Source organism: Acinetobacter towneri (assembly GCF_001758345.1).
Classification (GTDB): domain Bacteria; phylum Pseudomonadota; class Gammaproteobacteria; order Pseudomonadales; family Moraxellaceae; genus Acinetobacter; species Acinetobacter towneri_A.
The window spans coordinates 26,231-52,326 of the sequence record NZ_MKQS01000007.1 but is presented as its reverse complement, the minus strand read 5'-3'; the positions used below and the strand labels follow the sequence as shown (position 1 = coordinate 52,326).

Below are 26,096 nucleotides of genomic sequence, written 5' to 3'. Positions count from 1 at the left end.
TCAATCTCTTTAAAATGTAATCAACACCAAGCAAGCGCTTGGTGTTTTTTATGAATTTGATTTATTTGAGAAAGTCGTTATATCGGCTAAAAATACAAAAACTGAACGTCCCGTACAAAATTTCTTAGCCTTTCGCGAAAGGTTCATGCTATAACAATCAGCAAGCAAAAAGCTTAATAATGATGGTGTCTGGATAGACAACACACATGCACAAATATATTGAGGAAAAATCATGCCTGCTTTTTTAACTGATGATTGGTTTGCAACTGTAGAAAATTTAACGGCTCAAGCTGGTGATTTAAACCTACCTCCAGCACTTGCAAATCTGGCAATTAACTTAGTGGTGACTGATGCTGCAGGCAACACAGAGTTGTCTTTAGAGGGCGGTAAAATCCAAAAAGGTTTGGCGGACAACGCAAAAACAACTTTAAATATGGATGCGGAAACCTTACGCAAAGTATTCTTAGAATTTGATATGGCTGCTGCAATGCAGGCTTTCATGACAGGTAAAATCAAAGTACAGGGTGATATGTCACAATTAATGGCATTGCAAACTGCAAAACCAAGCCAAGAACAAAAAGATTTGTTTAAGAAGATTCTTGAGCAATCTGCTTAATTAAAGTCATTTCTGCTGTAGTGGGTATTTATTGCCACTACAGCATTAAAAAAGCCTAGCTGAAAGTATCAACTAGGCTTTTTTATGCGCTGCAGCTTTAACAGCGCATTATTCGTGTTTGAATTGCAGCTGATAAACACTGCAATTCAATTACGCTAGGCAAGTTTTAGATATTCACCAACTGCGGTGTGGTCTTAATATGCTCAAGGTAAGCGCGAATACGAGTCACGTATTGCACTGCTTGACGATAACGACCATTGCTGGCTTTGTTAATGTCTAAATACGCATACAGGTTCACCCAATTGTTCGGGTTTTTGCCTTGTGAGCGAATACGCTTCTGAATTTGACTGACTGCACCAGGACCCATGTTATAAGCGACAAGGGCATACCAGTTACGATCAGGAAACGGAATATGTTCATAACGGCTGAGCATTTGGTCATAATACTTGGCACCACCCTGAATACTTTGAGCAGGGTCGGTACGGTTGCTAACACCCATTGCTTTGGCTGTGTTATTGGTCAGCATCATAATACCGCGCACACCTGTTGGCGAAACTGAGTTTGGCTTAAGGTAAGATTCCTGATAACCAATTGCCGCCAAAAGATGCCAATCTAAATCATACTGCGTGGCCGTCTTTTTAAAGTTGGCTTTATATAAAGGTAAGCGATTACGCAAATCACGCTGGATGATATCCCACGATTCTTGTTTGACCACATTACGATTATAAAATGAAGCCAATTGGCTAATGGCGCCATTTTGCTTGCCACGACACACAAAGTTGCTTGCGGTTTGACTCAGTGGATCATCTGCGTGTTTAAACACCCAGTTCAGCTCAGTATTTAAACCATTGCGCTTTAAAGTATTTAAATCGCCGCAACTGGCAGAAAATGCCGTGAGTTGCTGCTTTTCAATGCTTTGGATACTCGAGGTGGTCATGGCAAAATTAGCTTTACCAGAAGACACCCATTTTAAAGCGGTCGCATTGTCGCTTACCGTTTTAAATTCGAGTTTTACATTCATGCTTTCGGCATAGTTACGCACAAGGTCATAACCAAAGCCATGTAAATGTTGTCCATCTTTAAACACTGTGGTTGGATTTTCCACAGACACAACGGTCAATTTATTCTGATTGACGACGCTGTCAAATTGATGAACGGCTTTGCCTGCGTTAATACTGTGAAATGGGAGAAGAGCAGTACTGAAAGCGAGGACTTTGAATGGGAGGTGATTAAAAAATGAGTGAAGGCTAAGCCTAGACCCAGACGTTGAACTACTGTGCATGTTGGCTCCGCTACAAGTAATTTATGCCCTAAAAAGCAAAGGCAACATGCCTTGAACTTTTTCAAGTTTGATAAATTCAATAAGGGTTGGGCAGTCATGACGTCATTCAAAATGACTTGGGATTAAAGGGAAAGTGTGTAAAATTTCTACACGGGTTAAAAAGTGATCAAAAATAAAAGATGTGCGAATAATAAAGATGAAAATTTTGGATGTCAAATTTTGTACATAAATTTTTTTAAAAATACAACATAAGATATTAATTTCATTGGGGAATAAATTTTATAAATTTTTATTGTGTATAAAAATGCAATAAAATATACGATTTATGTTAACCAAATGTAAAAAAATGGCTGCAAAAACACCATGAAATCTAACTTAATTACACGTTCTGGACACGATAAACTCGTGGCTGAGTTAAAGCATTTGTGGCACGAAGAACGCCCTGAAATCACCAAAAAAGTAAACTGGGCGGCAAGCCTAGGCGATCGTTCAGAAAATGCCGATTACCAATATAATAAACAGCTTTTGCGTAAAATTGACCGTCGGGTGCGTTATTTGGGCAAGCGTTTGGAAGAATTGCGCATTGTTGATTTTGCACCTGAACAAGAGGGCAAAGTATATTTTGGCGCATGGGTCGAAATTGAAAATGAACAAGGCGAGCAAAAGACCTTGAGAATTGTGGGCGTGGATGAAATTTATGATCATCATCCACAACATATTTCGATTGATTCACCTATGGCTCGGGCTTTGTTGTCTAAACAGGTGGATGATGAGGTGGAAGTGCAGACACCGCTGGGTAAAAAGAGCTGGTTTATTAATTCGATACGCTATGAAAAGCCTGAAATTGCAGAAAATGACTGATTTTTGATTTTATTTTGAACATTTGGATAATAATTTTTAGAAACTATTTGCCAAGCTGAATTTTTCTTTATATGATAGCCGCCATTGGAAGCGTGGCAGAGCGGTTTAATGCACCGGTCTTGAAAACCGACGAGGGTGTGAGTCCTCCGTGAGTTCGAATCTCACCGCTTCCGCCAAATTTTAAGATAAGCCCTTGTATTTGCAAGGGCTTATTTTTTGTCTGTGTTTTTACCCCTCAACCTACCCCTCATCAAATTTTGGATTGGATTGATTTCTTTTGGTGGTATTTGGAAGATTAAGGAATATAGTTTAATAAGCTGTATTTAAATCTAACTAAATTCTTATTCAAACATTTTTTAATTATAAATATTTTCACTCCCCATCTATTTAGCTTGCTTGACGCTCTACAGCGTGCAGATTATCCTTAGTCTGCTGACCTACATCGTCAGCGGGTTTTGACAGACCCATTAACAAAGACAATATGTGAAATCTGATTTTGCATGTTGTGGACCCGTTCGTCCCCCTTCTTTGCGGTAGGGCGGAGGGGGGACGCGCTTGCGCGTGCTGGTTTCTTTGTTACCAGTCTGTCAACCCTCTTTCGTTCTGCCACCATCAATTGACAGTGATTTGGCAGGATTCTTTTAAAACAAAGGAGTACGCCATGCGCTTACATCAATACTGTCTTTTATATTTCTCTTTTTTTATGTGTGTGCCCAATCTACACCACAAGGGTAATGTGACCTGATGCTCTGTATTTCATGCATTGCTGTGTCGATCACTTTCTAAGAATAAAACTTTTTTAAGTACATATTACCGATATGAAGATGAATCTCTCATGCTGTTTTGAGGGGCGTAGATTTTTGTGCTTTATCGTCTATAACACTTCAAAAAAACATAGATATTCATTCCAACATTTATGACATGGGGAACACTGTGTCTGATTAAGACCAAGACCAGTGATGCCTATAAAAAAGAGAAAATGATGATGTTTAAAACCTTCCTAAAAACGACTCTGATTTCATCACTACTTGCAAGCGCATCATTGGCGCAGGCAGGCTGGTTTGCACAAGCCAGTGAATCCTACCTTGTTCAAGCACGTCATACAGGCGGTGGGGTTTATCAATGTCTTTATAAAACCAATCCTGGCAACCGTGGTTGGCGTAATTTCACGGTGAACTTTCAAGGTGGTTGTCCACGTTTTGTTCACTTTAATGCGCAGAATGGTCAAGTCACTGTGCCCAACTAAATGAGGGGGAACATTCAAATGACCCAAAAAACCATATTGGGCTTGGCGGCAATCTTAGCCCTGACCTTGATCAGCATCGCAGGCTTCTACTTCTTTAGCCCTAAACACCCAACTGAAAAAACGGTTCCAGCCAACACTTCTGAGACCAGCTCTGAACAGCCTTTAGAATCCGCCACTTCTGCCGCATCAACCGAGATTCCCGCAGCGGAAGTGGATGGGATTGATGTCAAAGAATTGACCACGGGAAGCAAAAGTCTGAGTCCATCAGATCATGAGCCTGAGCTGCTGAGTTTTGAGTTTGATCAAAACCTTAAGGCGGTGGATACCTTACTGTCGATGCTGCCTTATGATGAACTGCCTGAATTTGAGCAGGACAATATAGACAAGTATCAACGCTATATCTTTGCCAAAGCCGCAAAAGATACAGGCAAATCAGTGCAAGACTTTAGCTTGCAAGAACATGGCGCACTGGAATCGGAGCAAGCGGGTAATCGCTACTACGTTTATAAATTTGATAACGGCACAGACTGTGAAATCCATTTGGCCAGCATTGATTTAAATACAGGCGATTATGGCGTGAGCTATAACTACTGCTAAGGATGAATTTGATGAAGCAACTTTTAAAACCCTTACTCCTCGTAGTGACTACAACGACAGGCATCATGCTGAGTGGCTGTAATGCAGGTCTTGATCCAAACACGTTTACGGTCGAACTCGATGTAATTGATACCAGTAATTGGTATGCCCAAAATCAATCCGCTACGGTATTGACCATCCGTTCCAATATTGCAGAGCCTATCGATGTCAGCCATGTTTCTGTCAATCATGGACAATGTCGTTATGAAGGCTATCGTCGATCATTGGAATATCCGCAGCACTTTAAGATGGGGCAACGTTTAAGACTGAAATTAACAGACTGTAGCTACAGTAATGTGGTGCAGGTTGATGTCGAAACAGATAAAGGCACTGCAAGCTATAGCTTTCAATAACCGTCTTGCATTCTAAATGTTAAAACACAGCATTTAAATTTAGATGAAACACCAAATCAAACCGTGTCCTCAATGGGCACGGTTTTTTTATGCCCTTCATTCAGCGCTTTGCACTGAATTCATTTCGCAAGGAATACCCATGTCTTTTATTCGATGTCCCTACTGTCAGTCTACCCAGGTCAGACAAACCGATTCAGGCAATACGCATGCCAATTATTTTGAGCAACTACAACGTTGTATCTCACCAACACAGATGGCGATGTTGGGGATGCAGGTCGCTCGCAAGTCAGGCTTTTCACCACTCTTCGGTGCAGCTGTTGGGGTGGTGGTGGGTGGCGTACTGGTGGTGGTGAGTCAGTATGCCTTTGAAAAGTACTACAGCAATGCCGAGCAGTATCTCTGTCTGGATTGCCAACAAGCGTTTGCATGGGTGCCGTAATCGCATCTCTGACTTTACACGGTTACATCTTTCACTTTTATTTGAGGAATAATCAAAATGGCACATCAAATTGAACAAATGGCGTATGTCGGTCAAACCCCATGGCATGGTCTAGGCAATCAACTCAGCCCAAACCAACCGATTGAAGTCTGGGCCAAGCAAGCAGGTATGGACTGGCGCATTGAATCATCCAATGTCAGCTACATGGCTCAAAACTCACGTGGACAAAGCATCATCATGCCGTATGAAGAACAACGGGTACTGTACCGTTCAGATACCCATGCACCTTTATCGGTGGTGAGTCAGCGTTATCAAGAAGTCCAACCAATAGAGATTCTGGAATTCTACCGAGACCTGACAGAGCAATCAGGCTTTGAACTGGAAACCGCAGGTGTCTTAAAGGGTGGGAAAAAATTCTGGGCCTTGGCACGTACAGGCCAAACCGCAGAATTGAAAGGTGGAGATGTCAGCAATGGCTATATTCTGCTGGCAACCGCATGTGATGGCACCTTAGCCACCACCGCACAATTCACCAATATCCGTGTGGTGTGTAACAACACTTTAGCCATTGCCTTGCGTGGACAGAGTTCCAATGCAGGCGTGGTCAAAGTACCGCACAGTACTAAGTTTGATGCCGACAAAGTCAAAGATCAACTTGGTATTTCAGTGAAAACATGGTACGACCATATGTATGAAATGAAACAACTTACCCAACGTAAAGTCACCCAGAAAGAAGCAGCGGCTTATTTTGATGCGGTATTTAACAACAATAGCCTAAGTGCGATGGAACAGGAGGATAACATCATTCAGTACTACCGTAATGTTGCATCCCAAGCCAATCCACAGCCGAATAAAACTGAACCGAATGGACGTGCCATGACCAAAGTCATGAATATGTTTAATGGGCAGGGACGTGGAGCAGACCTATCTTCAGCCAAAGATACCGCTTATGGACTGCTTTGTGCAATCACCGAATTTGTGGATCATGAACGTCGTGCGATGAGTACCGATCACCGCCTTGACTCTGCTTGGTTTGGTGCAGGTGCAGCATTGAAACAACGTGGATTGGAGCAAGCTTTACACTTAGCCGTTTAAGCTGAATTTAATTTTGAGACTTTACCATCAGGGCATATGATCCGTACGATCAAGTGTCCTCCTCATTAACGATCCCTCTTTGCCACATCTTCGGATGTGGCTTTTTTTATGCCGTTTTTTTAGAACGTATTCAGATGAGGAACAGCACATGAATCAAAGCATAACTACAAAACCTACAATGCATCAGAGCACTTTAACCACAACCAACCCAACAGCTGTCGCTGATTCAGGACAGCTACATCCACCACCAAGCCCTTCAAAACGCAGCTTAAATGCCAAACGTCTGATCAATACTAAACAACTGGACTATCAGGCATGGCTGGAAGTGCGTAAACAGGGGATCGGCAGCAGTGATGCCGCAGCTGCCTGTGGCTTGAATCCCTATATGTCGATGCTGGAACTGTGGATGATTAAAACAGGACGGGTACAGCAAAACATTGAAGATGAAAGCTCAGGACATGCACCTTTATATTGGGGCAAACAGTTGGAACCCTTGGTCGCAGAATACTACAGCATGCACACCAACAATAAAGTCCGTCGGGTCAATGCTGTACTGCAGCATCCTGATCCTGACAAAGCCTTTATGTTGGCAAACTTGGATTATGCCGTGGTGGGCAATGAAGAAGTACAAATACTGGAATGCAAAACTGCAGGGGAATATGGTGCCAAACTGTGGAAGGAAGGCGTACCTCTGTATGTACTGTGTCAAGTACAACATCAACTGGCGGTGACAGGCAAGCAAGCGGCACATATTTGTGTGTTGCTGTGTGGGCAGGAAACCAAAATCTACAAAGTCAGTCGTAATGAAGCTCTGATTGAACAGATCATTCAGGCAGAACGGCTGTTTTGGGAATGTGTAGAAAATGATGTTCCACTAGCAGTGGATGCCAGTGAATCGGCAGCCAAAGCTTTACAACAGCTCTATCCTGAACATACCCCACTGAGCTGTGTTGATCTAACGGAGGTGGAACTTGCCAATGAACTGTTTGATCAGCTGATACAGGAGAAACAGCAGATTGAACAGCACCAAAGCCAATTTGACCTACTTAAACACCGTGTTCAGGCACTGATGCAGGAACATGAACGTGCCGTATTTCAGCAAGGCTCGGTGACTTGGAAAAAGAGCAAGGACAGTATCAGCCTAGACATCAAGTCCTTACTTCAGCACCAACCTGAACTCATCCAACAGTACCCACTGCAGAAAGCAGGCAGTCGTCGTTTCAACATTTATCACGATTAGCTCAAAACTTAGAGTTAATCACTCAGCAAGAAGAAACCTGAAATCCCGTGCAGCCCTGCATGGGATTTTTTATTCCAATTTTATTTTAAGCAAACAGTGCAACACATCTAAACATCTCAACGACAGAGGAATTTCAACATGATTAAAGGTTTAGCAATCACACCACCCATCTTGGGACGGATCAGTATTGGCCGTGTAATAGAAAAGAATGGCAAGCGTCTGCCAGAGAAAGACGATCAGTTCACCATTACCATCAAATACAGGGTAAGGACGGTTGGATTAAACACCCCTTGGATGAGCAATTGCGTAGTCAAGCACCGAATCAAAAACTGCGTAGCATTCCTGTGCGTATGATCTTCAATGATCCTGAACTCAATCTTCGAGCTGAATATAGTTTATTTGACCGACAGACAGGTCGCCCGATTTGTGTGGGGAATGGTCAGACCTGCCAACGCATGACATCACAAGGTGTAGAGCAACATCCTTGTCCATCACCCGACTTATGCCCACTTGGACAAGGCGGGCATTGCAAGCCTTATGGACGTCTGCATGTCAATTTAGGTGAAGCAGATGAGTTTGGGACTTTTATTTTCAGAACCACAGGCTTTAACAGCATTCGCACTTTGGCAGCACGTTTGAATTACTACCATGCAGCATCAGGTGGTTTGTTGTCGTGTTTACCATTGCAGCTCACGTTACGTGGAAAAAGTACCACCTAAAGCTATCGTCAGCCTGTGTATTACGTGGATTTAACGTTACGGGAAGGTGTGGATTTGCAAACAGCAATTCAGACGGCTAAGGAGATTGACCAACAGGGGAAGCAGGCGGGGTTTGATCAGGCGGCATTAGATCAGATTGCACGGCAGGGTTTTGCCAATGCCAAGTTTGAGGTGCATGCAGAGGAGGGGATGGAATTGCTGGAGGAGTTTTATCCACACAGTGACAGTGCTGTAGATACAGAGCATTCAGCGCAATTGAGCTATGTGCAGGAGATTCAGCAGGGGTTGCAGCAGAGTGTTAGAGCTGTGAATTGAGCACAGTTGAATTATCTAGTCAGTTTGGTAAGTCAATTAATGGATTCTGAACAAGTTGGCTAGTCACTAATTGAAGGGAGCTTTGGCTCCCTTAATTTTTTTGGGTAAGCGGATTAAATGGTTGATCTTACCTTTGCATGAGAGTGAGGCAAACCGGCATCTCATCGGATTATCTGGTTGGCACTCCAACCTACTGCTGATGCATGCTTCCCTCGCTAATTCCAGCAAGAACCCCACACGCCTTAACTTCCCGGTCATCGTTGCAACGCGCTCTTAGTGAAACGAGTTGTTTCTCAAGCGCCTGTAGAGCGGTTATCTGCGAGCGCACATGAGAGATGTGATCATCGAGTAAGGCATTGACAGCGGTACAGGACTGATGAGGGTCGTCCTGATAGCGCTTTAGTTCGTGAATTTCTGCCAGTGACAGATCCAGGATGCGGCAGCGACGAATAAAGGCCAGCCGCTCAACGTGTTTCTCGGTATAGACACGGTAACCGTTCTCCTGCCGACCAGGCGGCGGCAACAAGCCCTGCCGTTCGTAGAAGCGGATCGTCTGTGTATCTACCCCTACTGACTGTGCCAACTGACCAATACGCATCGGGTTCCTCCGCAACGGATTCTCTACGCTATTGACATTATAGCTACTATATAGTTTTAAATGAAAACCCGATCACATTCAAGTGGAGTCATATCATGAGTAAAAACTGCGGAGGCCCCTGTGGCGACCATGCAAGGCCTGCGGCGGATATCGATATGCAGGCCTCCTCCGAGGCGCCAGGGAGATGGGTCAGTGTTTATGCCGTGCCGAAGATGGACTGTCCATCAGAAGAGCGCATGATTCGCCTGGCCCTGAACGGCGTTGAGGGGATTCGGGCACTGTCCTTCGACTTGTCGAACCGCCGGTTGAAGGTCGTGCATGACGGCGAGGCTGAGCCCATTACCGCGAAACTGGCGACCTTGGGGCTAGGCGCCTCGCTTCAGGAAACCGTCATTGCCGACCCAGAGACGATCAAGGCCGCTGAGAGCTCGGCAGTCTCTGCTACGCAGGAGTCAGGCACTCTGCGCGTGTTGCTCGGTATCAATGCGATCATGTTCGTGGTGGAAATGACTGCTGGCCTGATCGCCCAGTCTACCGGCCTGATCGCTGATTCCCTGGATATGTTTGCCGATGCAGCCGTCTATGGTCTGGCTCTCTATGCCGTAGGGCGCAGTGCGAAAATGCAGGTACGTGCCGCGCATCTGGCAGGGGTACTGCAACTGATTTTGGCTATCGGCGTACTCGTCGAGGTGGTGCGACGCTTTGTTTTCGGTAGTGAGCCTGAATCGCTGATGATGATGGCGATCGCCTTCGTCGCATTGATTGCCAATACCAGTTGTCTGCTGCTCATATCCAAACATCGGGAGGGCGGAGCGCACATGAAGGCAAGCTGGATATTCTCGGCCAACGACGTGGTGATCAACCTGGGGGTCATCACCGCCGGCGCTCTGGTCGCGTGGACCGGGTCCAATTATCCGGATCTGATTATCGGCACCATCGTGGGGGTAATTGTACTTAACGGTGCTAGACGCATTTTGGCGTTGAAGGGTTAAATAATGCTCATTATTGGCAAAAAGCTCTCGCCGTATGCCCTATTGTCCATATCGGGCCTGCTGGCAGCGTCTGATCAGGCCGTAAAATGGCTGGTGCAACAATCAATGGCATATGGCGAGTCTATTTCAGTGACCTCATTCTTTAACTGGGTACACGTATGGAATACCGGTGCCGCATTCAGTCTTTTTGCGAATGGTGGAGGCTGGCAGCGCTACTTTTTTATCGGAATCGCGGTAGTGGTCTCGATTTTTCTGATCAAGCTGATCCTTGAAAATCGTCATAAAGGAGAAGCCATCGCTTACAGTCTTATCCTCGGTGGCGCCATGGGCAACCTGATTGACCGGGTCTTTCGCGGCTATGTTGTGGATTCCTTTGATTTCTATTGGCGAGACTGGCATTGGCCGGCCTTCAACCTGGCTGATATTGCAATTGTCCTCGGTGCCTTACTTTTAGTTTCCAGCAGCTTGTTGGGTAAAAAAGCAAAAACCAATGCCGAGTCGGATGGATCTGACTGACACCTACGCCTATACAACACCATGACCGAACTTCCCGACAACATCCTTGACCTGCCGCAATACCAAGTACTGGGCTGCAAATCAACCGACGACGAAATGCACTTCGAGGTGGACGTGCCCGATCCCATCGCCTGCGAGGAATGCGGCGTGCAGGGTGAGTTCGTACGGTTCGGCAAGCGTGACGTTCCCTATCGTGATCTGCCCATCCACGGCAAGCGGGTCACTCTCTGGGGGGCACCTCAGAAATCGGAAAATAAAGCACGCTAAGGCATAGCTGACCTTGCCAGGCCTGCTTCGCCCTGTAGTGACGCAATCAGCGGGCAGGAAACGTTCCCTTTCCGCGCATGGCAGGCGCACATCAGTTCAGACAGCACGGCCTCCATGCGTGCCAAGTCGGCCATCTTCTCGCGCACATCCTTGAGCTTGTGCTCGGCCAGGCCGCTGGCTTCCTCGCAATGGGTGCCATCCTCCAGCCGCAGTAGCTCGGCGATTTCGTCCAGGCTAAAGCCCAGCCGCTGGGCCGATTTCACGAACCGCACTCGTGTTACATCCGCCTCGCCATAGCGGCGAATGCTGCCATAGGGCTTGTCTGGCTCCGGCAGCAGGCCCTTGCGCTGGTAGAACCGGATGGTCTCCACATTGACCCCGGCCGCCTTGGCAAAAACGCCAATGGTCAGATTCTCAAAATTAATTTGCATATCGCTTGACTCCGTACATAACTACGGAAGTAAGCTTAAGCTATCCAAACCAAATTTGAAAGGACAAGCGTATGTCTGAACCACAAAACGGGCGCGGCGCGCTCTTCGCCGGTGGGCTGGCCGCCATTCTTGCGTCGGCCTGCTGCCTGGGGCCGCTGGTTTTGATCGCCTTGGGGTTCAGCGGGGCATGGATCGGCAACCTGACGGTATTGGAGCCGTATCGGCCGATCTTCATCGGCGCGGCGCTGGTTGCACTGTTCTTTGCCTGGCGGCGCATCGTCCGACCGACCGCAGCCTGCAAGCCGGGCGAGGTGTGCGCGATTCCGCAAGTGCGCACCACCTACAAGCTCATTTTCTGGTTCGTCGCCGTGTTGGTCTTGGTCGCGCTTGGTTTTCCCTACGTCATGCCATTTTTCTACTAATCAGGAGTTCATCATGAAAAAGCTGTTTGCCTCCCTCGCWCTCGCCGCTTTCGTTGCCCCCGTGTTCGCCGCCACTCAGACCGTAACGCTGTCCGTGCCTGGCATGACCTGCGCCTCTTGCCCGATCACTGTCAAGCACGCGCTTTCCAAGGTTGAGGGCGTGAGCAAGACCGACGTAAGTTTCGACAAGCGCCAGGCCGTCGTCACCTTCGACGATGCCAAGACCAACGTCCAGAAGTTGACCAAGGCGACCGAGGACGCGGGCTATCCGTCCAGCCTCAAACGCTGATCCGTTAACCGAACTCGGGAGCGACACATGGGACTCATCACGCGCATCGCTGGCAAAACCGGCGCGCTCGGCAGCGTCGTTTCCGCGATGGGCTGCGCCGCCTGTTTTCCTGCCATCGCCAGCTTTGGCGCGGCCATCGGACTGGGCTTCTTGAGCCAGTACGAGGGGCTATTCATTGGCATCCTGCTGCCGATGTTCGCCGGCATCGCGTTACTCGCCAATGCTATCGCTTGGCTCAATCATCGACAGTGGCGACGCACGGCGCTCGGCACGATAGGCCCGATCTTGGTGCTGGCAGCGGTGTTTTTAATGCGGGCTTACGGCTGGCAGAGCGGTGGACTGCTCTATGTCGGCCTGGCCTTGATGGTTGGGGTGTCGGTCTGGGATTTCATCTCGCCAGCACATCGCCGCTGCGGGCCGGACAGCTGTGAATTGCCAGAACAACGTGGCTGACGGCAACAGCCGTAGCCACCACAGAAAAGGAAAAATACATGACCACCCTGAAAATCACCGGGATGACCTGCGACTCGTGCGCGGCTCACGTCAAGGAAGCCTTGGAGAAAGTGCCCGGCGTGCAATCGGCGCTGGTGTCCTATCCGAAGGGCACAGCGCAACTCGCCATTGAGGCGGGCACGTCATCGGATGCGCTGACTACCGCCGTGGCCGGACTGGGCTACGAGGCAACGCTTGCCGATGCGCCACCGACGGACAACCGCGCCGGCCTGCTCGACAAGATGCGCGGCTGGATAGGGGCCGCTGATAAGCCCAGTGGCAACGAACGCCCGTTGCAGGTCGTCGTCATTGGTAGCGGTGGCGCGGCAATGGCGGCAGCACTGAAGGCCGTCGAGCAAGGCGCGCAGGTCACGCTGATCGAGCGCGGCACCATCGGCGGCACCTGCGTCAATGTCGGCTGTGTGCCGTCCAAGTTCATGATCCGCGCCGCCCACATCGCCCATCTGCGCCGGGAAAGCCCGTTCGATGGCGGTATTGCGGCAACTGTGCCTACGATTGACCGCAGTAAGCTGCTGGCCCAGCAGCAGGCCCGCGTCGACGAACTGCGGCACGCCAAGTACGAAGGCATCCTGGGCGGTAATCCGGCCATCACCGTTGTGCACGGTGAGGCGCGCTTCAAGGACGACCAGAGCCTTACCGTCCGTTTGAACGAGGGTGGCGAGCGCGTCGTGATGTTCGACCGCTGCCTGGTCGCCACGGGTGCCAGCCCGGCGGTCCCGCCGATTCCGGGCTTGAAAGAGTCACCCTACTGGACTTCCACCGAGGCCCTGGCGAGCGACACCATTCCCGAACGCCTTGCCGTAATCGGCTCGTCGGTGGTGGCGCTGGAGCTGGCGCAAGCCTTTGCCCGGCTGGGCAGCAAGGTCACGGTCCTGGCGCGCAATACCTTGTTCTTCCGTGAAGACCCGGCCATCGGCGAGGCGGTGACAGCCGCTTTCCGTGCCGAGGGCATCGAGGTGCTGGAGCACACGCAAGCCAGCCAGGTCGCCCATGTGAACGGCGAATTCGTGCTGACCACCGGACACGGTGAATTGCGCGCTGACAAGTTGCTGGTTGCCACCGGTCGGGCACCGAATACGCGCAGCCTCGCGCTGGACGCGGCGGGGGTCACTGTCAATGCGCAAGGGGCCATCGTTATCGACCAAGGCATGCGCACGAGCAACCCGAACATCTACGCGGCCGGCGACTGCACCGACCAGCCGCAGTTCGTCTACGTGGCAGCGGCCGCCGGCACCCGTGCCGCGATCAACATGACCGGCGGCGACGCAGCCCTCAATCTGACCGCGATGCCGGCAGTGGTGTTCACCGACCCGCAAGTTGCCATCGTGGGCTACAGCGAGGCGGAAGCGCACCACGATGGCATCGAGACCGACAGTCGCACGCTGACACTCGACAACGTTCCGCGAGCGCTTGCCAACTTCGACACACGCGGCTTCATCAAGCTGGTCATCGAGGAAGGTAGCGGACGGCTCATCGGCGTGCAGGCGGTGGCCCCGGAAGCGGGCGAACTGATCCAGACGGCGGTGCTCGCCATCCGCAACCGCATGACGGTGCAGGAACTGGCTGACCAGTTGTTCCCCTACCTGACAATGGTCGAGGGGTTGAAGCTTGCGGCGCAGACCTTCAACAAGGACGTGAAGCAGCTTTCCTGCTGCGCTGGATAAAAAAAGGAGGTTTTCAATGAGCGCCTACACCGTGTCCCGGCTGGCCCTTGATGCCGGGGTGAGCGTGCATATCGTGCGCGACTACCTGCTGCGCGGATTGCTGCGTCCGGTGGCGTGCACCCCGGGCGGCTATGGCCTGTTCGATGATGCCGCCTTGCAACGGCTGTGCTTCGTGCGGGCGGCCTTCGAGGCGGGCATCGGCCTGGACGCGCAACTGGCCTCCATGCCAGCCGAGCGGGCGCACGAGGAGGCATTGCCGTGAACGCCCCTGACAAACTGCCGCCCGAGACGCGCCAACCCGTTTCCGGCTACCTGTGGGGTGCGCTGGCCGTGTTGACCTAGAGAGAGTGCGCAAGGGCCTCAGAAAGGAGCTGAAACCGTCCCAGAGCCGGACTCTCAAGGGAGACCGGAAAATCCTGCTGAAACGCGCTCACGAAGTCTCAGACCGGGAGCGCCTCATCATGGAGACCTGGACAGGCGCGTTCCCGCAACTGCTGGCCGCCTACGAGCACAAGGAGCGCTTCTACGGCATCTGGGACGCCACCACACGGCTCCAGGCAGAAGCCGCCCTGGACGAGTGGATAGCCACCATCCCGAAGGGCCAAAAGGAAGTCTGGAGCGATCTGGTCAGGGCAGTGGGAAACTGGCGCGAAGAGACCATGACCTACTTCGAGACGGACATGCCCGTCACCAACGCTTACACGGAGTCCATCAACCGACTGGCCAAGGACAAGAACCGTGAAGGGCGCGGTTACTCCTTCGAGGTGATGCGGGCACGAATGCTCTACACCACGAAGCACAAGAAGAAGGCACCGACTGCGAAGGTCTCTCCTTTCTACAAGAAAACCATCGGTTACGGACTGCCGGACTTCGCAGAGGAACTCAACTACGGAGTCGATCTATCAACCATCTGAGGGTGGTATCAGATTGATGGGGTGAAGGTGCCCCATCAACCATTAAATCCGTATACCCATTTTTTTGTTATTCAGGAGTGATAATGCAGGCTTCAAAAATAGCGATCAGTCCATCTAGCCGGCAGTTGAATCCATCAATATTGGCCTGAATCCAGACTTCCTTATTGTTAATTTTACTCCACTGTACCCCATAGCCGCAGTGAGCAAGTAGGTGTTCAAAGAAGATACGCTGGGTGCGTCCATTGCCTTCACGAAATGGGTGAATCACGTTGACTTCACAATAAAAATCAGCGATTTTTTGGATAAGTACTGGTTTGGCTAAACCTTGAAAATAGTGCTGCTGCTCAAGTTGCTTGAAGAGCTTATTGGCTTCAATTTCAATACGCGGGAAGGTACAAAAGCGGGTATCGCCTTTGGCAATATCCACTTGTCTTAGTTCACCTGCCCAGGCATACAGGTCTGAAAAGAGCTGAAAGTGAATGGATTGCAGGTATTTGAGATCGTAAGGTGGCTCCGCATACTCAATTCGTGTGCTGGCATACTCAGTCAACTCCAGTTCTGCTTGTTGCAGAATTTTAGCATCCTGAATGTTCAGTTTGTTTTTGAGGACGTCCGAGTCGGGGTAACAGTAAATGCTGTCACCCATTTCACCATATTTATCCATAAGGAAGCCTGATCACGATTCCGAGGTCTGTGAGAATTTCTTATATTTCTGTAGAATCTGAGCTTTACTTAATGCCGGTGCGGTTGAGGACGGGTTAATGCCTTCCAGCTTTAAACTGGCTTGATAATTCTGCAAGCGCGTAGCTTGGATATATTTTTTTTTCTGTTCGAGAGTGTTTAGCATTCTGGAATTTCCTTGAACAAAGGTAATGCAAGCCTAGTTTAGCAGATGGGCTTATAAATAGGCACGGCTTTCAAAAGCAGGGTTGTAACGTTATGGTGGATGAACCTTCTATGAGAAAAATCTGAAACCAGACGACAAAATTTGTCGCTTAACTGTCATGCAATAAATGAATAATCAACAATCTGCTTTTAAATAATATAATATTATCCAACAGTTAAAAAATTATCAGTATTATCTCTAGCAACCGAAGTGTCGCCAGATACTGATCACAGATAAGAATTCAGGAATTGATTCACCACTATGACCAACAATAACTTTTCACAAATCGCTTCTTTCATCTGGTCGGTTGCCGACCTGCTGCGTGGTGACTTCAAACAATCACAATATGGCCGCATCATTCTGCCATTTACCTTGTTGCGTCGTCTGGAATGTGTACTGGAACAAAGCAAGGCTGCGGTACTGGCAGAACATGAAAAAGTCTCCAAGCTGAATCTGCCAGAAGAAGCTCAAGAAAAGTTATTGCTGCGTGCCACCAACGGTCTAGCCTTCTTTAACACCTCCCCAATGGATCTCAGCAAAATGGGGCAGAGTGATATCAAGGCCAACTTAAGCACCTATGTGCAAAGTTTCTCTAAAGATGCCCGTGAGATTTTTGAATACTTTAACTTCATCGAATTTGCAGGCTTACTCGATGATGCCAACCTTTTGTATAAAGTCGTGCAAAAGTTTGCTACCACGGATCTGAGTCCAAAGAACGTATCCAACCATGACATGGGCTTGGTGTTTGAAGAACTGATCCGTCGTTTTGCCGAAGGTTCTAATGAAACGGCTGGGGAACACTTTACCCCGCGTGACATCGTACGTTTGACCACGGCACTGGTGTTTATGGAAGATGATGACGTCCTGACTAAAGACGGCATTATCCGTACCATTTACGACCCGACAGCTGGGACGGGTGGCTTCCTGTCTTCAGGCATGGAATATCTGCATGAGCTGAACCCGAATGCGGTGATGCGTGCGTTTGGTCAGGAACTCAATCCGGAATCCTATGCCATCTGTAAAGCCGACATGCTGATCAAAGGCCAAGACGTGAGCCGGATTAAACTCGGCAACACGCTGTCGAATGACCAGCTTGCTGTGGATCAGTTTGACTACATGCTGTCTAACCCACCTTTTGGAGTGGACTGGAAAAAAATCGAACAGGACATCAAGGACGAGCATGAACAAAAAGGCTTTGATGGCCGTTTCGGTGCAGGCTTGCCACGCGTGTCTGATGGTTCACTATTATTCCTGATGCACCTAATCAGCAAGATGCGTGATGCCAGCAGTACCGAGAGTGGTAGCCGCATCGGGATTATCCTAAATGGTTCACCTTTATTTACTGGTAGTGCTGGCAGTGGCGAAAGCGAGATCCGTCGCTATATTTTAGAGGCCGACTTGCTGGAAGCCATTATTGCCTTACCGAACGATATGTTCTACAACACCGGGATTGCCACCTATATCTGGGTACTCAGCAATAAAAAAGCCGCTGAACGTAAAGGCAAGGTACAGCTGATCAATGCCTCAAACCTTAGTACCAAAATGCGTAAGTCGCTGGGTTCAAAACGTAACTATCTCACTGAAACTGAAATTGCCACCATTACCCAAAATTACGGTGACTTTGTGGCGGTAGACACCTTGGCGCAGGATGGCGAAACCGAACAGCAAAAACCATTCGCCAGCAAGATTTTTGACAGCCATGAATTTGGCTACCGTCGCGTGACCATTGAACGTCCATTACGTTTATCGGCACAGATCACGGATAGCGCGATTGCTGCATTACGTTTTGCGCCGAAACCGTTTAATGCCGTGATGCAAAGTATCGATGCGCAATTAGGCACAGCATTTGGTAAAGAATGGACAGCTGAAACTTATGGTCAGTTGCAGGACGTGGCGCTTGAGGTGCGTGCCCTGATTAAAGCCGAGTTCCCTGAGCTAAAAGAAAAAGACATTAAAGAGGTATTGGATAGCAAAATCTGGCTATTCCAGAAAGCCCTGATGGAAAAAGCCGAGGCGTTACAAGAGGTGATTGGTACTGAGCAGTTTGATGACTTTAACCAGTTTGATGAAGTGTTGAAAAAAGCCCTCAAGCAGACCGACATGAAGCTGGATGCCAAAGAGAAGAAACAACTGTTAGATGCCATTACCTGGAAAAATCCGGAAGCGGAACCAGTGATTAACAAGGTCGTGAAACAGGCAGAAAACCCACTGTATGGCCAGTTCAGCTACCAAGGTAAAGTGGTGGAGTTTGTACAGGATGGGGATTTGCGTGATGCGGAGAACATTGCGCTGAATCCAAAGGTCAGTACGACTGAGCTGATCGAAGAGTATTTTAAACGTGAAGTACAGCCACACGTGGCCGATGCCTGGATTAATGCTGACAAGCGCGATGAGAAAGATGGTGAGATTGGCATTGTCGGTTATGAAATTCCGTTTAACCGTCATTTCTACGTGTACCAGCCACCGCGTGATTTAGCTGAGATTGATGCGGATTTGGATGCGGTGAGTGCCGAGATTATGCAGCTGCTACAAGAGGTGCATTCATAATGGCGAAGTATCAGGCCTATGCAGAGTATAAGGATTCAGGGGTTGGTTTTTTAGGTGAGATTCCTGAACATTGGATTGTCAGTAAAGTTAAATACTTAGCTCCATTTCAAGTGGGATGGACTCCGCCGACTAAAAATGATTCCAATTTTATTGGAGATAATCTTTGGGTTAATATTTCAGATTTAAAAGGTAAGGTAATTAACAATACGGTTAAGCAGATATCTGATAAAGCCGCTTTAGAAGCATCTATGGATATCACCCCTAAAGGCTCTCTGATGTATAGCTTTAAGTTATCTGTTGGAACTGTTTCATTTGCTGGTTGTGATATGTATACCAATGAAGCAATCGCATCATTTCTACATTCAGCAAAACTGCCTTTGTCTTATTTGTATTATGCTTTGCCTAAATTTGTTATCGAGAATGCTTCAACCAATATTTATGGTGCAAATATTCTTAATCAAGAACTGATAAGAAATGCTTTATTAGTCAAGATACCTTATATTGAAGCGGAAAAGATCGCCAACTTCCTCGACCACGAAACTGCCAAAATCGATCATCTGATTGAAAAACAACAACAACTGATCGAACTGCTGAAAGAAAAGCGCCAAGCGGTAATTAGCCATGCTGTGACCAAAGGGCTTGATCCGAATGTCCCGATGAAAGATTCGGGTGTGGAATGGTTAGGGGAAGTGCCGGAGCATTGGAAAGTAACTCGTTTTAAATTCTTGTGTGACAGTATTATTGCTGGACCATTTGGTTCTAGTATTACTAAAGATATGTATGTTAATCAAGGTTTTAAAGTTTATGGTCAAGAGCAAGTAATTCCAAATAATTTTGAAATAGGCGATTATTATATTTCTGAAAAAAACTATAAAGAGTTAGCTAGATATGCGGTTGATCCAGGAGATATTCTAATAAGTTGTGTGGGTACATTCGGTAAAATAGCCGTTTTTCCTTCAAATGGGGAAAAAGGCATAATTAACCCTCGCCTAATAAAAGCTACTCTTTCTAAAGATCATAATTCATATTTTTATCGAGAATTTCTTAAGAGTGAAGCTGTATTTAAGCAATTTGAGCAACTCTCTAGAGGGGGAACGATGGGAGTTATCAATATTGCAATATTAAATGAAATTGTAGCAGTGGCACCAGACACAAATGAGCAAGAAGCTATTTATGTATTCATAGCTGAACAAAAAATAAAATTTAGTCATTTAATTGGTAGAGCTTGTGAGCAAATTGAATTATTAAAAGAACGCCGAACCGCTCTCATCTCAGCCGCAGTGACTGGAAAGATTGACGTTCGTCACTGGCAACCCCCAACGCTTGCTGAAGCAGACACGGAGTTCAGCACATGAGTCTAGACGCCACCCGTGAAAGCATTTTCCAGAACGACATTATTTCCCAAATGCTGGCACAGGGTTGGCAACTCGGTACGCCACAAGGCTACAACCGTGAAACCACCTTGTATGAGCGGGACGTTTTGGACTTTGTACAGCAGACGCAAAGCCAGGACTGGCAAAAGTTTCAGCGCATCTTTCCGCAGGATACCGAGCGGCATTTTCTAGAAGCCGTGGTTGCCCAGTTGAAGAAGGCCGACATCAATGCCACTGATGAACAGTCACGTAGCTATGGCACTTTAGGTGTGCTGCGTCACGGAGTGAAAACCCGCAGTGCCCGTTTTTTCCTGTGTCAGTTTAAACCTGAACATGCACTAAATCCCGATACCTTAGCCAATTACAAAAAGAACATCTGCCGCATTGTGCCAGAGTTGGTCTATAGCCCGTATGCTACGGCTGCTGAGTTACAGGACATGGGCAAACAGGCCAAGAAATGGCGTATTGACTTGGTATTGTTTATTAACGGCTTTCCTGTTGCTACTCTCGAACTCAAGTCCGAGTTTAAACAGGCGGTGCAAAATGCCATGTTGCAGTACAAACGCACCCGCTTGCCGAAAGATCCAGAAACCAACAAGCCTGAACCCTTGCTGATGTTTAAGCGTGGCGCATTGGTACACTTTGCCGTGAGTCAATACGAAGTCTATATGGCGACCCAGCTGGCTGGAGAAGATACTTTTTTCCTGCCATTCAATAAAGGCACGCATGACGGTGGCGCAGGCAATGATGTGCCAGAAGACCAGAATCAGTACGCCACCGCCTACCTGTGGAATGAAGTCCTCACACCGGACAATTTGCTGAATATCATTGGACGTTTTGTCCATCTGCAAATTGAAGAAAAAGAAGACTGGGAAGGACGCAAGTACAAAAAAGAACTGCTTATCTTCCCACGTTACCACCAGTGGAATGTGGTCACTAAACTGATCAATGCCGCCTTAGAGGAGGGCACTGGACAGAAATATCTGATTCAGCACAGTGCAGGTTCAGGTAAGTCCAACTCAATTGCTTGGACAGCGCATCAATTGTCGACCTTGTATGATCAGCACAATCACAAGCTGTTTGACTCGGTGATTGTGGTCACGGATCGTACCATTCTGGATGCCCAGTTACAGGACACCATCTACCAGTTTGAACATGCCGATGGCGTGGTCGGACGCATCAACAATAAAGAAGGCGATGGCTCCAAATCGGAAAAACTGGCCAAAGCACTGGAAACCTCACAGCCGATTATCATTGTGACCATCCAGACTTTCCCCTTTGTGCTGCGTGCGATTGAAAACAGTACCAACCTGAAACAGCGACGCTATGCGGTGATTGCCGATGAAGCGCATTCTTCACAAAGCGGCTCGACAGCACGACAACTGAAAGAAGTGTTGATGCTGGAAGAGCGTGATGAGGATGCAGAATTGTCCTCGGAAGATATTCTGGATGCGGTGGTGGCTGCACGTAAGGGCAGTAATAACCTCAGCTACTATGCCTTTACCGCGACACCGAAAGACAAAACCCTGCAACTGTTTGGCCGTGTACCCAATCCTGAGCTACCGCCATCCAAGCAAAACAAGCCGGAAGCCTTCCATGTCTACTCCATGCGCCAAGCCATTGAAGAAGGCTTTATTCTGGATGTGCTGAAAAACTACACCAACTATAAAGTGGTGTATAAGCTCAAACAAAAAATTGAACAAGCCGACAAACAGGTCGATGCCAAAAAAGCTAAGATCAGACTGAATCAGTGGGTGCGCCTGCATGACCACAACATTTCTCAGAAAGTGAAAGTCATTGTCGAGCATTTCAAAAACAACGTGATGGGCTTATTGGGCGGGCAGGCTAAAGCCATGGTCGTGACCAGTTCACGGAAGGAAGCTGTGCGTTACAAGCTGGCCTTTGACAAATACGTGACGGATCAGGGCTATAAGTCTATTCAGGCTATGGTCGCTTTCTCGGGTGAGGTTGAGTTTAATGACAAGGATACCGACAGTAGTGGTTTAGTCGGGCAGACCTTTAATGAACGCAACATGAACCCGGGACTGAAAGGTCGGGAAATGCGCAAGGCCTTTGACAGTGATGACTATCAGGTGATGCTGGTGGCCAACAAGTTCCAGACTGGCTTTGACCAACCGAAACTGTGTGCCATGTACGTAGACAAAAAGCTGGGTGGTGTGGAGTGCGTACAAACCTTGTCACGTCTAAATCGAACCTACCCAGGTAAGGCAGAGTCGGGCACGTTTGTGTTGGACTTCTTTAATGCGCCTGAAGATATTCTGGCTGCATTCCAACCGTATTACCAAACTGCAGAACTGGCTGATGTATCGAATCCGGATCAGATCTTTGACTTGTTTGAAAAGCTGAAAGCCAGCAAAATTTTCTTGTGGACGGAAGTCGAGCAGTTTGTAGAAGCCTTCTTTACCAAGAACAAATCCAATGCTGCGATTAGTAATATCTGCAAACCCGCGGTTGAACGCTGGCAGAAACGTTATAGTCAGGCCATCGAAGCCTATAACACCACCCGAGATATGCTGGAACGCTGCAAGAACACCAATGATGCGGTGCTGATTGCCAATGCCGACAATGCCTTTAAAGAGGCCAAGCTTGAAAAAGACAAACTGGAAATCTTTAAAAAAGACTTGGGCAGCTTTACCCGTTTTTACGAGTTTATGTCACAGATCGTGGACTACGATGACAAAGAACTGGAGAAGCTCAGTCTGTATGCGCGTAACCTGCGTCCATTGCTGCGTGAAACCGCAACGAAAGACGATGAGGTGGACTTAAGTAATGTCAGCATGAGCCATTACCGCTTGTCTAAGATCCGTCAGCAGGACATCAAGCTGAAAGAAGATGCCGAAGATTTTAAGCTGGAACCGGGCAATGACCTCGGTGCAGCCAAGCCACGTGATAAGAAAGAAGAATTCCTGTCACAGATCATTGAGCGTCTGAATGATGTCTTTATCACTGATAACCTAACCGATAAAGACATGCTGAACTATGCCTATACGGTACGTGACAAACTGGCTGAGAATGAAATTGTCATGAAGCAGATCGCCAACAATACTCGTGAACAAGMCATGCTGGGTGATTTCCCGAAAGCGATGGATGATGCCRTTTTTGGCAGTAGTGCTGCACATCAGGAACAGATGATGCAGTTGCTGTCTGATCCGGCGAAGGCCAGCATCTTTGCACGGGTGATCTTTGATATGTTGAGCAGTCCAAAATGACCGCTATATTAACCAAGGGGGTCAGTTTTTAAATGCCGTTAGGGGGCATTTTTACAATGCCGATAACACTTGGGATGGGCATGAATTATTAGATACGCTTAGAGATCAGAATGTTTGGAATCATATTAAAGAGATTTCTAAAGAAAAAGGCGTAGATATAACTTTTGAATCTATTAAGGTCATGCTTGGTTTAGCTTTGACTAGTTTATTAACTTAAAGCATTTTCAGAAGAGCAGTATATTTGGAATTGCATATATATGTCTATTCGTATATAAATATATGTAAAGATTCAATTGAGTTTGAGTAAATGACTGCGATTCCAAAAGTGAAGATTTATCACAACCCTGAATGTGGAACATCACGCAACACATTGGCCTTAATTCGTAATGCCAACATTGAACCTGAAGTGATTGAGTATCTAGTTACACCACCATCGAAAAATGAACTGATTCAAATGATCGTAAATGCGGGTTTAACCGTGCGAGAGGCAATTCGTAAAAATGTTGTGCCGTATTCTGAGCTAGAACTAGAACGTGATGATTGGACGGATGAACAGCTTTTAGATTTTATGCTTCAGTATCCAATTTTGATTAACCGTCCATTCGTGGTAACTGAATTAGGAACTCGTTTAAGTCGTCCGTCAGAGCTGGTTTTAGAAATTCTGCCCCTCTCACAAAAAGGTGCTTTCACTAAAGAGGATGGTGAACAAGTGATTGATGCAAATGGGCAGCGATTGAAATAAAAATTTCATGGATATATGTGAATATTGATATATCCATATGTTTGAGTGGGTAAAAATATGGATCAAATCAATTTCTTTAAATGTTTGGCTGATGAAACTCGATTCAACATTGTCATGTTGGTTCTTGGGAATAATGAACAGTGTGTCTGTGATTTGACTGAAAAATTACAGTTGAGCCAACCTAAGATTTCACGGCATTTAGCCTTACTGCGTTCTTCGGGTCTCTTACAAGATCGACGTCAAGGGCAATGGGTCTATTACAGTCTCAATCCTAATTTACCCATTTGGTGCCTAGACATACTTAACACCCTTAAAAATGCTGATTTACAGCCAAAAGTTGCTCCATCATTTCAACAAATCAATAGTTATTGCGAGTAGAACAATATGAAATTCCTTTTTTTGTGTACTGGAAATAGTTGCCGTAGCATTTTGTCCGAAGTGCTTTTTAATAGTCGTGCCCCAGAGGGTTGGAAAGCTTATAGTGCGGGCAGTAAACCATCGGGACAGGTACACCCACTGACGATTGAAACCTTGGAAAATCTAGGTCTGTCAACAGATGGTTTGTGGAGTAAAACCATTGATGATTGTGAACAATACCAACCTGATGTGGTGATTACGGTTTGTGATTCAGCAGCACAAGAAGCGTGTCCGCTTTATTTAGGCGGAGCGATCAAGGCACATTGGGGTTTGGCTGATCCATCACACTTAGACTTACCTAAAGAAGAAAAATTACAGGCATTCCAAGTGACTGTAGACCATATCAATCGTCGTTTAGATGCTTTATTTGCATTGGATACAGCACATATGTCTCGTCCTGAATTGATTGCTGCAATCAATCACATCTCAGATATTGAATGAGAAAATTATGGCTCAACAAAGATTATCCTTTTTAGATCGTAACCTCACGCTATGGATTTTTATTGCCATGGCTTTAGGGATTGCGATAGGCGTGTTTTTTCCGCAAGCCTCTGTCGCTTTGGATAAAATGAGTGTGGATTCAGTCAATATTCCTATTGCGATAGGTTTGATTTTGATGATGTATCCGCCATTAGCTAAAGTGGATTATGCAGCGCTACCACAAGTGTTTAAAGACAAAAAAACCTTAACTTTGTCCTTAGTACAGAACTGGGTGATAGCACCAGTATTGATGTTTGCCTTAGCCATTGTTTTTCTACATAGCTATCCAGAGTATATGACAGGCTTAATCCTGATAGGACTGGCTCGTTGTATTGCGATGGTCTTGGTGTGGAACGGTTTGGCCTGTGGGGATAACCAATATGTTGCTGCATTGGTGGCTTTTAACAGTATCTTCCAAATTTTATTTTTCAGTACCTATGCTTGGTTGTTCTTGACCTTCTTACCACCTTATTTTGGTGTTGCAGGGCAAGTGATCAATGTGGATTTCTGGACGATTACTCATGCGGTATTCGTGTATTTAGGGATTCCGTTCTTCCTTGGCTTTATGACACGATTTATTCTGGTTCGAGCGAAAAGTTTGGATTGGTATCAAAATGTCTTCTTACCAAAAATTAGCCCACTGAGTTTGCTTGCTTTGTTGTTCACGATTGTGGCGATGTTTAGCCTCAAAGGAAATGATGTGGTGAGTTTACCACTGGATGTTTTACGTATTGCCATTCCATTGACCATTTACTTTATTGTGATGTTCTTCATCAGCTTTTTTATGAGCAAATGGATGGGCAATGATTACCCTAAAACTACAGCAATTTCCTTTACTGCTGCGGGGAATAACTTTGAATTGGCGTTGGCTGTAGCGATTGCAACTTTTGGTTTAGCTTCACCTGTGGCGTTTACTACTGTAATTGGTCCACTGGTTGAAGTACCAGTGTTGATTGCTTTAGTCAGTGTGTCTTTGTGGCTCAGAAAAAAGTTTTTTAAAGCAGAGGTGTAAT

Annotated in this window: 27 protein-coding genes, 1 tRNA gene and 5 pseudogenes; 28 read left to right on the top strand and 5 right to left on the bottom strand. The window is 47.1% G+C overall.

What is annotated here, in order from left to right; genetic code table 11:
• The first annotated feature begins 232 nt into the window (after window positions 1-232).
• Complete coding sequence (locus tag BJN41_RS05315) at window positions 233-616, top strand: SCP2 sterol-binding domain-containing protein (RefSeq protein ID WP_019836741.1); 384 nt, start codon at window positions 233-235, stop codon at window positions 614-616.
• 166 nt (window positions 617-782) lie between these two features.
• On the opposite strand, the gene BJN41_RS05310 is transcribed toward BJN41_RS05315, so the two are convergent.
• The gene (locus BJN41_RS05310; RefSeq protein ID WP_026438056.1) at window positions 783-1,898 is read right to left on the bottom strand and encodes a transglycosylase SLT domain-containing protein; all 1,116 of its coding nucleotides are present in this window, start codon (window positions 1,896-1,898) and stop codon (window positions 783-785) included.
• Between the two features lie 363 nt (window positions 1,899-2,261).
• Here BJN41_RS05310 and greB point away from each other — a divergent pair, with 363 nt between their 5' ends.
• The 9 genes and pseudogenes from greB to BJN41_RS05265 form a co-directional block, all read left to right on the top strand.
• Window positions 2,262-2,759, top strand: coding sequence for a transcription elongation factor GreB (greB, locus tag BJN41_RS05305; protein ID WP_019836739.1), 498 nt, complete (start codon window positions 2,262-2,264; stop codon window positions 2,757-2,759).
• 86 nt (window positions 2,760-2,845) lie between these two features.
• Window positions 2,846-2,935 (top strand) — tRNA-Ser (locus BJN41_RS05300).
• An 809-nt stretch (window positions 2,936-3,744) separates the two neighbouring features.
• Window positions 3,745-4,005, top strand: a complete 261-nt coding sequence (locus BJN41_RS05295) for a hypothetical protein (protein ID WP_049591060.1) — start codon at window positions 3,745-3,747, stop codon at window positions 4,003-4,005.
• Between the two features lie 18 nt (window positions 4,006-4,023).
• Window positions 4,024-4,602, top strand: a complete 579-nt coding sequence (locus tag BJN41_RS05290; protein WP_070153903.1) for a hypothetical protein — start codon at window positions 4,024-4,026, stop codon at window positions 4,600-4,602.
• A gap of 11 nt (window positions 4,603-4,613) precedes the next feature.
• On the top strand, window positions 4,614-4,994 hold the full coding sequence (locus tag BJN41_RS05285; RefSeq protein ID WP_019836737.1) for a hypothetical protein: 381 nt from the start codon (window positions 4,614-4,616) through the stop codon (window positions 4,992-4,994).
• A 139-nt stretch (window positions 4,995-5,133) separates the two neighbouring features.
• Window positions 5,134-5,433: a hypothetical protein gene (locus BJN41_RS05280; protein ID WP_019836736.1), complete on the top strand. Its 300-nt coding sequence runs from the start codon at window positions 5,134-5,136 to the stop codon at window positions 5,431-5,433.
• Window positions 5,434-5,490: 57 nt separating this feature from the next.
• Entirely contained in the window at window positions 5,491-6,528 is a 1,038-nt protein-coding gene (locus tag BJN41_RS05275) for a DUF932 domain-containing protein (protein ID WP_070153901.1), read from the top strand.
• 148 nt (window positions 6,529-6,676) lie between these two features.
• Window positions 6,677-7,768 (top strand): YqaJ viral recombinase family protein, encoded by a 1,092-nt coding sequence (locus BJN41_RS05270; protein WP_070153899.1) that lies wholly within the window; start codon window positions 6,677-6,679, stop codon window positions 7,766-7,768.
• Window positions 7,769-7,906: 138 nt separating this feature from the next.
• Window positions 7,907-8,700, top strand: a pseudogene (locus BJN41_RS05265) (hydrolase or metal-binding protein); the annotation flags it as partial.
• A gap of 292 nt (window positions 8,701-8,992) precedes the next feature.
• On the opposite strand, the gene cadR reads toward BJN41_RS05265, so the two are convergent.
• Window positions 8,993-9,400, bottom strand: a complete 408-nt coding sequence (gene cadR, locus BJN41_RS05260) for a Cd(II)/Pb(II)-responsive transcriptional regulator (protein ID WP_001219642.1) — start codon at window positions 9,398-9,400, stop codon at window positions 8,993-8,995.
• Between the two features lie 95 nt (window positions 9,401-9,495).
• Here cadR and BJN41_RS05255 point away from each other — a divergent pair, with 95 nt between their 5' ends.
• The 3 genes and pseudogenes from BJN41_RS05255 to BJN41_RS15715 all read left to right on the top strand — a co-directional run.
• Window positions 9,496-10,392 carry a cation transporter gene (locus tag BJN41_RS05255; protein WP_004964805.1) on the top strand — a complete coding sequence of 299 codons (897 nt, stop codon included), beginning with the start codon at window positions 9,496-9,498 and terminating at the stop codon, window positions 10,390-10,392.
• Window positions 10,393-10,395: 3 nt separating this feature from the next.
• Window positions 10,396-10,908 carry a signal peptidase II gene (gene lspA / locus BJN41_RS05250; RefSeq protein WP_070153897.1) on the top strand — a complete coding sequence of 171 codons (513 nt, stop codon included), beginning with the start codon at window positions 10,396-10,398 and terminating at the stop codon, window positions 10,906-10,908.
• 21 nt (window positions 10,909-10,929) lie between these two features.
• Window positions 10,930-11,139 (top strand): annotated as a pseudogene (locus BJN41_RS15715) (transposase family protein); the annotation flags it as partial.
• Between the two features lie 32 nt (window positions 11,140-11,171).
• On the opposite strand, the gene merR reads toward BJN41_RS15715, so the two are convergent.
• Complete coding sequence (merR, locus tag BJN41_RS05240; RefSeq protein ID WP_025467725.1) at window positions 11,172-11,606, bottom strand: Hg(II)-responsive transcriptional regulator; 435 nt, start codon at window positions 11,604-11,606, stop codon at window positions 11,172-11,174.
• Window positions 11,607-11,677: 71 nt separating this feature from the next.
• Here merR and merT point away from each other — a divergent pair, with 71 nt between their 5' ends.
• The 7 genes and pseudogenes from merT to BJN41_RS05210 form a co-directional block, all read left to right on the top strand.
• Entirely contained in the window at window positions 11,678-12,028 is a 351-nt protein-coding gene (gene merT / locus BJN41_RS05235; protein WP_001294659.1) for a mercuric ion transporter MerT, read from the top strand.
• A 13-nt stretch (window positions 12,029-12,041) separates the two neighbouring features.
• The gene (merP, locus tag BJN41_RS15335) at window positions 12,042-12,317 is read left to right on the top strand and encodes a mercury resistance system periplasmic binding protein MerP (protein WP_004178136.1); all 276 of its coding nucleotides are present in this window, start codon (window positions 12,042-12,044) and stop codon (window positions 12,315-12,317) included.
• 27 nt (window positions 12,318-12,344) lie between these two features.
• Complete coding sequence (gene merC, locus BJN41_RS15330; RefSeq protein ID WP_000522996.1) at window positions 12,345-12,770, top strand: organomercurial transporter MerC; 426 nt, start codon at window positions 12,345-12,347, stop codon at window positions 12,768-12,770.
• A gap of 38 nt (window positions 12,771-12,808) precedes the next feature.
• Window positions 12,809-14,494, top strand: coding sequence for a mercury(II) reductase (gene merA / locus BJN41_RS05220; RefSeq protein WP_070153892.1), 1,686 nt, complete (start codon window positions 12,809-12,811; stop codon window positions 14,492-14,494).
• A gap of 16 nt (window positions 14,495-14,510) precedes the next feature.
• Window positions 14,511-14,705, top strand: a pseudogene (merD, locus tag BJN41_RS05215) (mercuric resistance transcriptional repressor MerD); the annotation flags it as partial.
• A 47-nt stretch (window positions 14,706-14,752) separates the two neighbouring features.
• A pseudogene (locus tag BJN41_RS14680) lies at window positions 14,753-14,833 on the top strand (mercury resistance protein); the annotation flags it as partial.
• Window positions 14,833-15,408 (top strand): annotated as a pseudogene (locus BJN41_RS05210) (ISL3-like element ISPpu12 family transposase); the annotation flags it as partial. The pseudogenes BJN41_RS14680 and BJN41_RS05210, both read left to right, overlap by 1 nt.
• A 67-nt stretch (window positions 15,409-15,475) precedes the next feature.
• Here the strand turns inward: BJN41_RS05210 and BJN41_RS05205 are convergent.
• On the bottom strand, window positions 15,476-16,072 hold the full coding sequence (locus BJN41_RS05205) for a putative adenosine monophosphate-protein transferase Fic (protein WP_042893590.1): 597 nt from the start codon (window positions 16,070-16,072) through the stop codon (window positions 15,476-15,478).
• Window positions 16,073-16,084: 12 nt separating this feature from the next.
• Window positions 16,085-16,255, bottom strand: a complete 171-nt coding sequence (locus BJN41_RS05200; RefSeq protein WP_000935322.1) for a YhfG family protein — start codon at window positions 16,253-16,255, stop codon at window positions 16,085-16,087.
• Window positions 16,256-16,555: 300 nt separating this feature from the next.
• Between BJN41_RS05200 and BJN41_RS05195 the strand changes: the two genes are divergently transcribed.
• The 8 genes from BJN41_RS05195 to arsB all read left to right on the top strand — a co-directional run bounded on the left by BJN41_RS05195 (window position 16,556) and on the right by arsB (window position 26,095).
• Window positions 16,556-18,841, top strand: coding sequence for a type I restriction-modification system subunit M (locus tag BJN41_RS05195; protein WP_070153890.1), 2,286 nt, complete (start codon window positions 16,556-16,558; stop codon window positions 18,839-18,841).
• The gene (locus tag BJN41_RS05190) at window positions 18,841-20,196 is read left to right on the top strand and encodes a restriction endonuclease subunit S (protein WP_070153888.1); all 1,356 of its coding nucleotides are present in this window, start codon (window positions 18,841-18,843) and stop codon (window positions 20,194-20,196) included. Before BJN41_RS05195 ends, BJN41_RS05190 begins: the two co-directional genes overlap by 1 nt.
• The gene (locus BJN41_RS05185) at window positions 20,193-23,444 is read left to right on the top strand and encodes a type I restriction endonuclease subunit R (RefSeq protein ID WP_070153887.1); all 3,252 of its coding nucleotides are present in this window, start codon (window positions 20,193-20,195) and stop codon (window positions 23,442-23,444) included. Before BJN41_RS05190 ends, BJN41_RS05185 begins: the two co-directional genes overlap by 4 nt.
• Before the next feature lie 7 nt (window positions 23,445-23,451).
• On the top strand, window positions 23,452-23,661 hold the full coding sequence (locus tag BJN41_RS14670) for a DUF2513 domain-containing protein (protein ID WP_081406283.1): 210 nt from the start codon (window positions 23,452-23,454) through the stop codon (window positions 23,659-23,661).
• A gap of 90 nt (window positions 23,662-23,751) precedes the next feature.
• Window positions 23,752-24,186 carry an arsenate reductase (glutaredoxin) gene (gene arsC, locus BJN41_RS05180; protein WP_070153885.1) on the top strand — a complete coding sequence of 145 codons (435 nt, stop codon included), beginning with the start codon at window positions 23,752-23,754 and terminating at the stop codon, window positions 24,184-24,186.
• 57 nt (window positions 24,187-24,243) lie between these two features.
• The gene (locus BJN41_RS05175) at window positions 24,244-24,564 is read left to right on the top strand and encodes a metalloregulator ArsR/SmtB family transcription factor (protein ID WP_004644580.1); all 321 of its coding nucleotides are present in this window, start codon (window positions 24,244-24,246) and stop codon (window positions 24,562-24,564) included.
• Window positions 24,565-24,570: 6 nt separating this feature from the next.
• The gene (locus BJN41_RS05170; protein WP_026438201.1) at window positions 24,571-25,044 is read left to right on the top strand and encodes an arsenate reductase ArsC; all 474 of its coding nucleotides are present in this window, start codon (window positions 24,571-24,573) and stop codon (window positions 25,042-25,044) included.
• Between the two features lie 7 nt (window positions 25,045-25,051).
• On the top strand, window positions 25,052-26,095 hold the full coding sequence (gene arsB / locus BJN41_RS05165; protein WP_019837818.1) for an ACR3 family arsenite efflux transporter: 1,044 nt from the start codon (window positions 25,052-25,054) through the stop codon (window positions 26,093-26,095).
• Window position 26,096 lies beyond the last annotated feature (1 nt).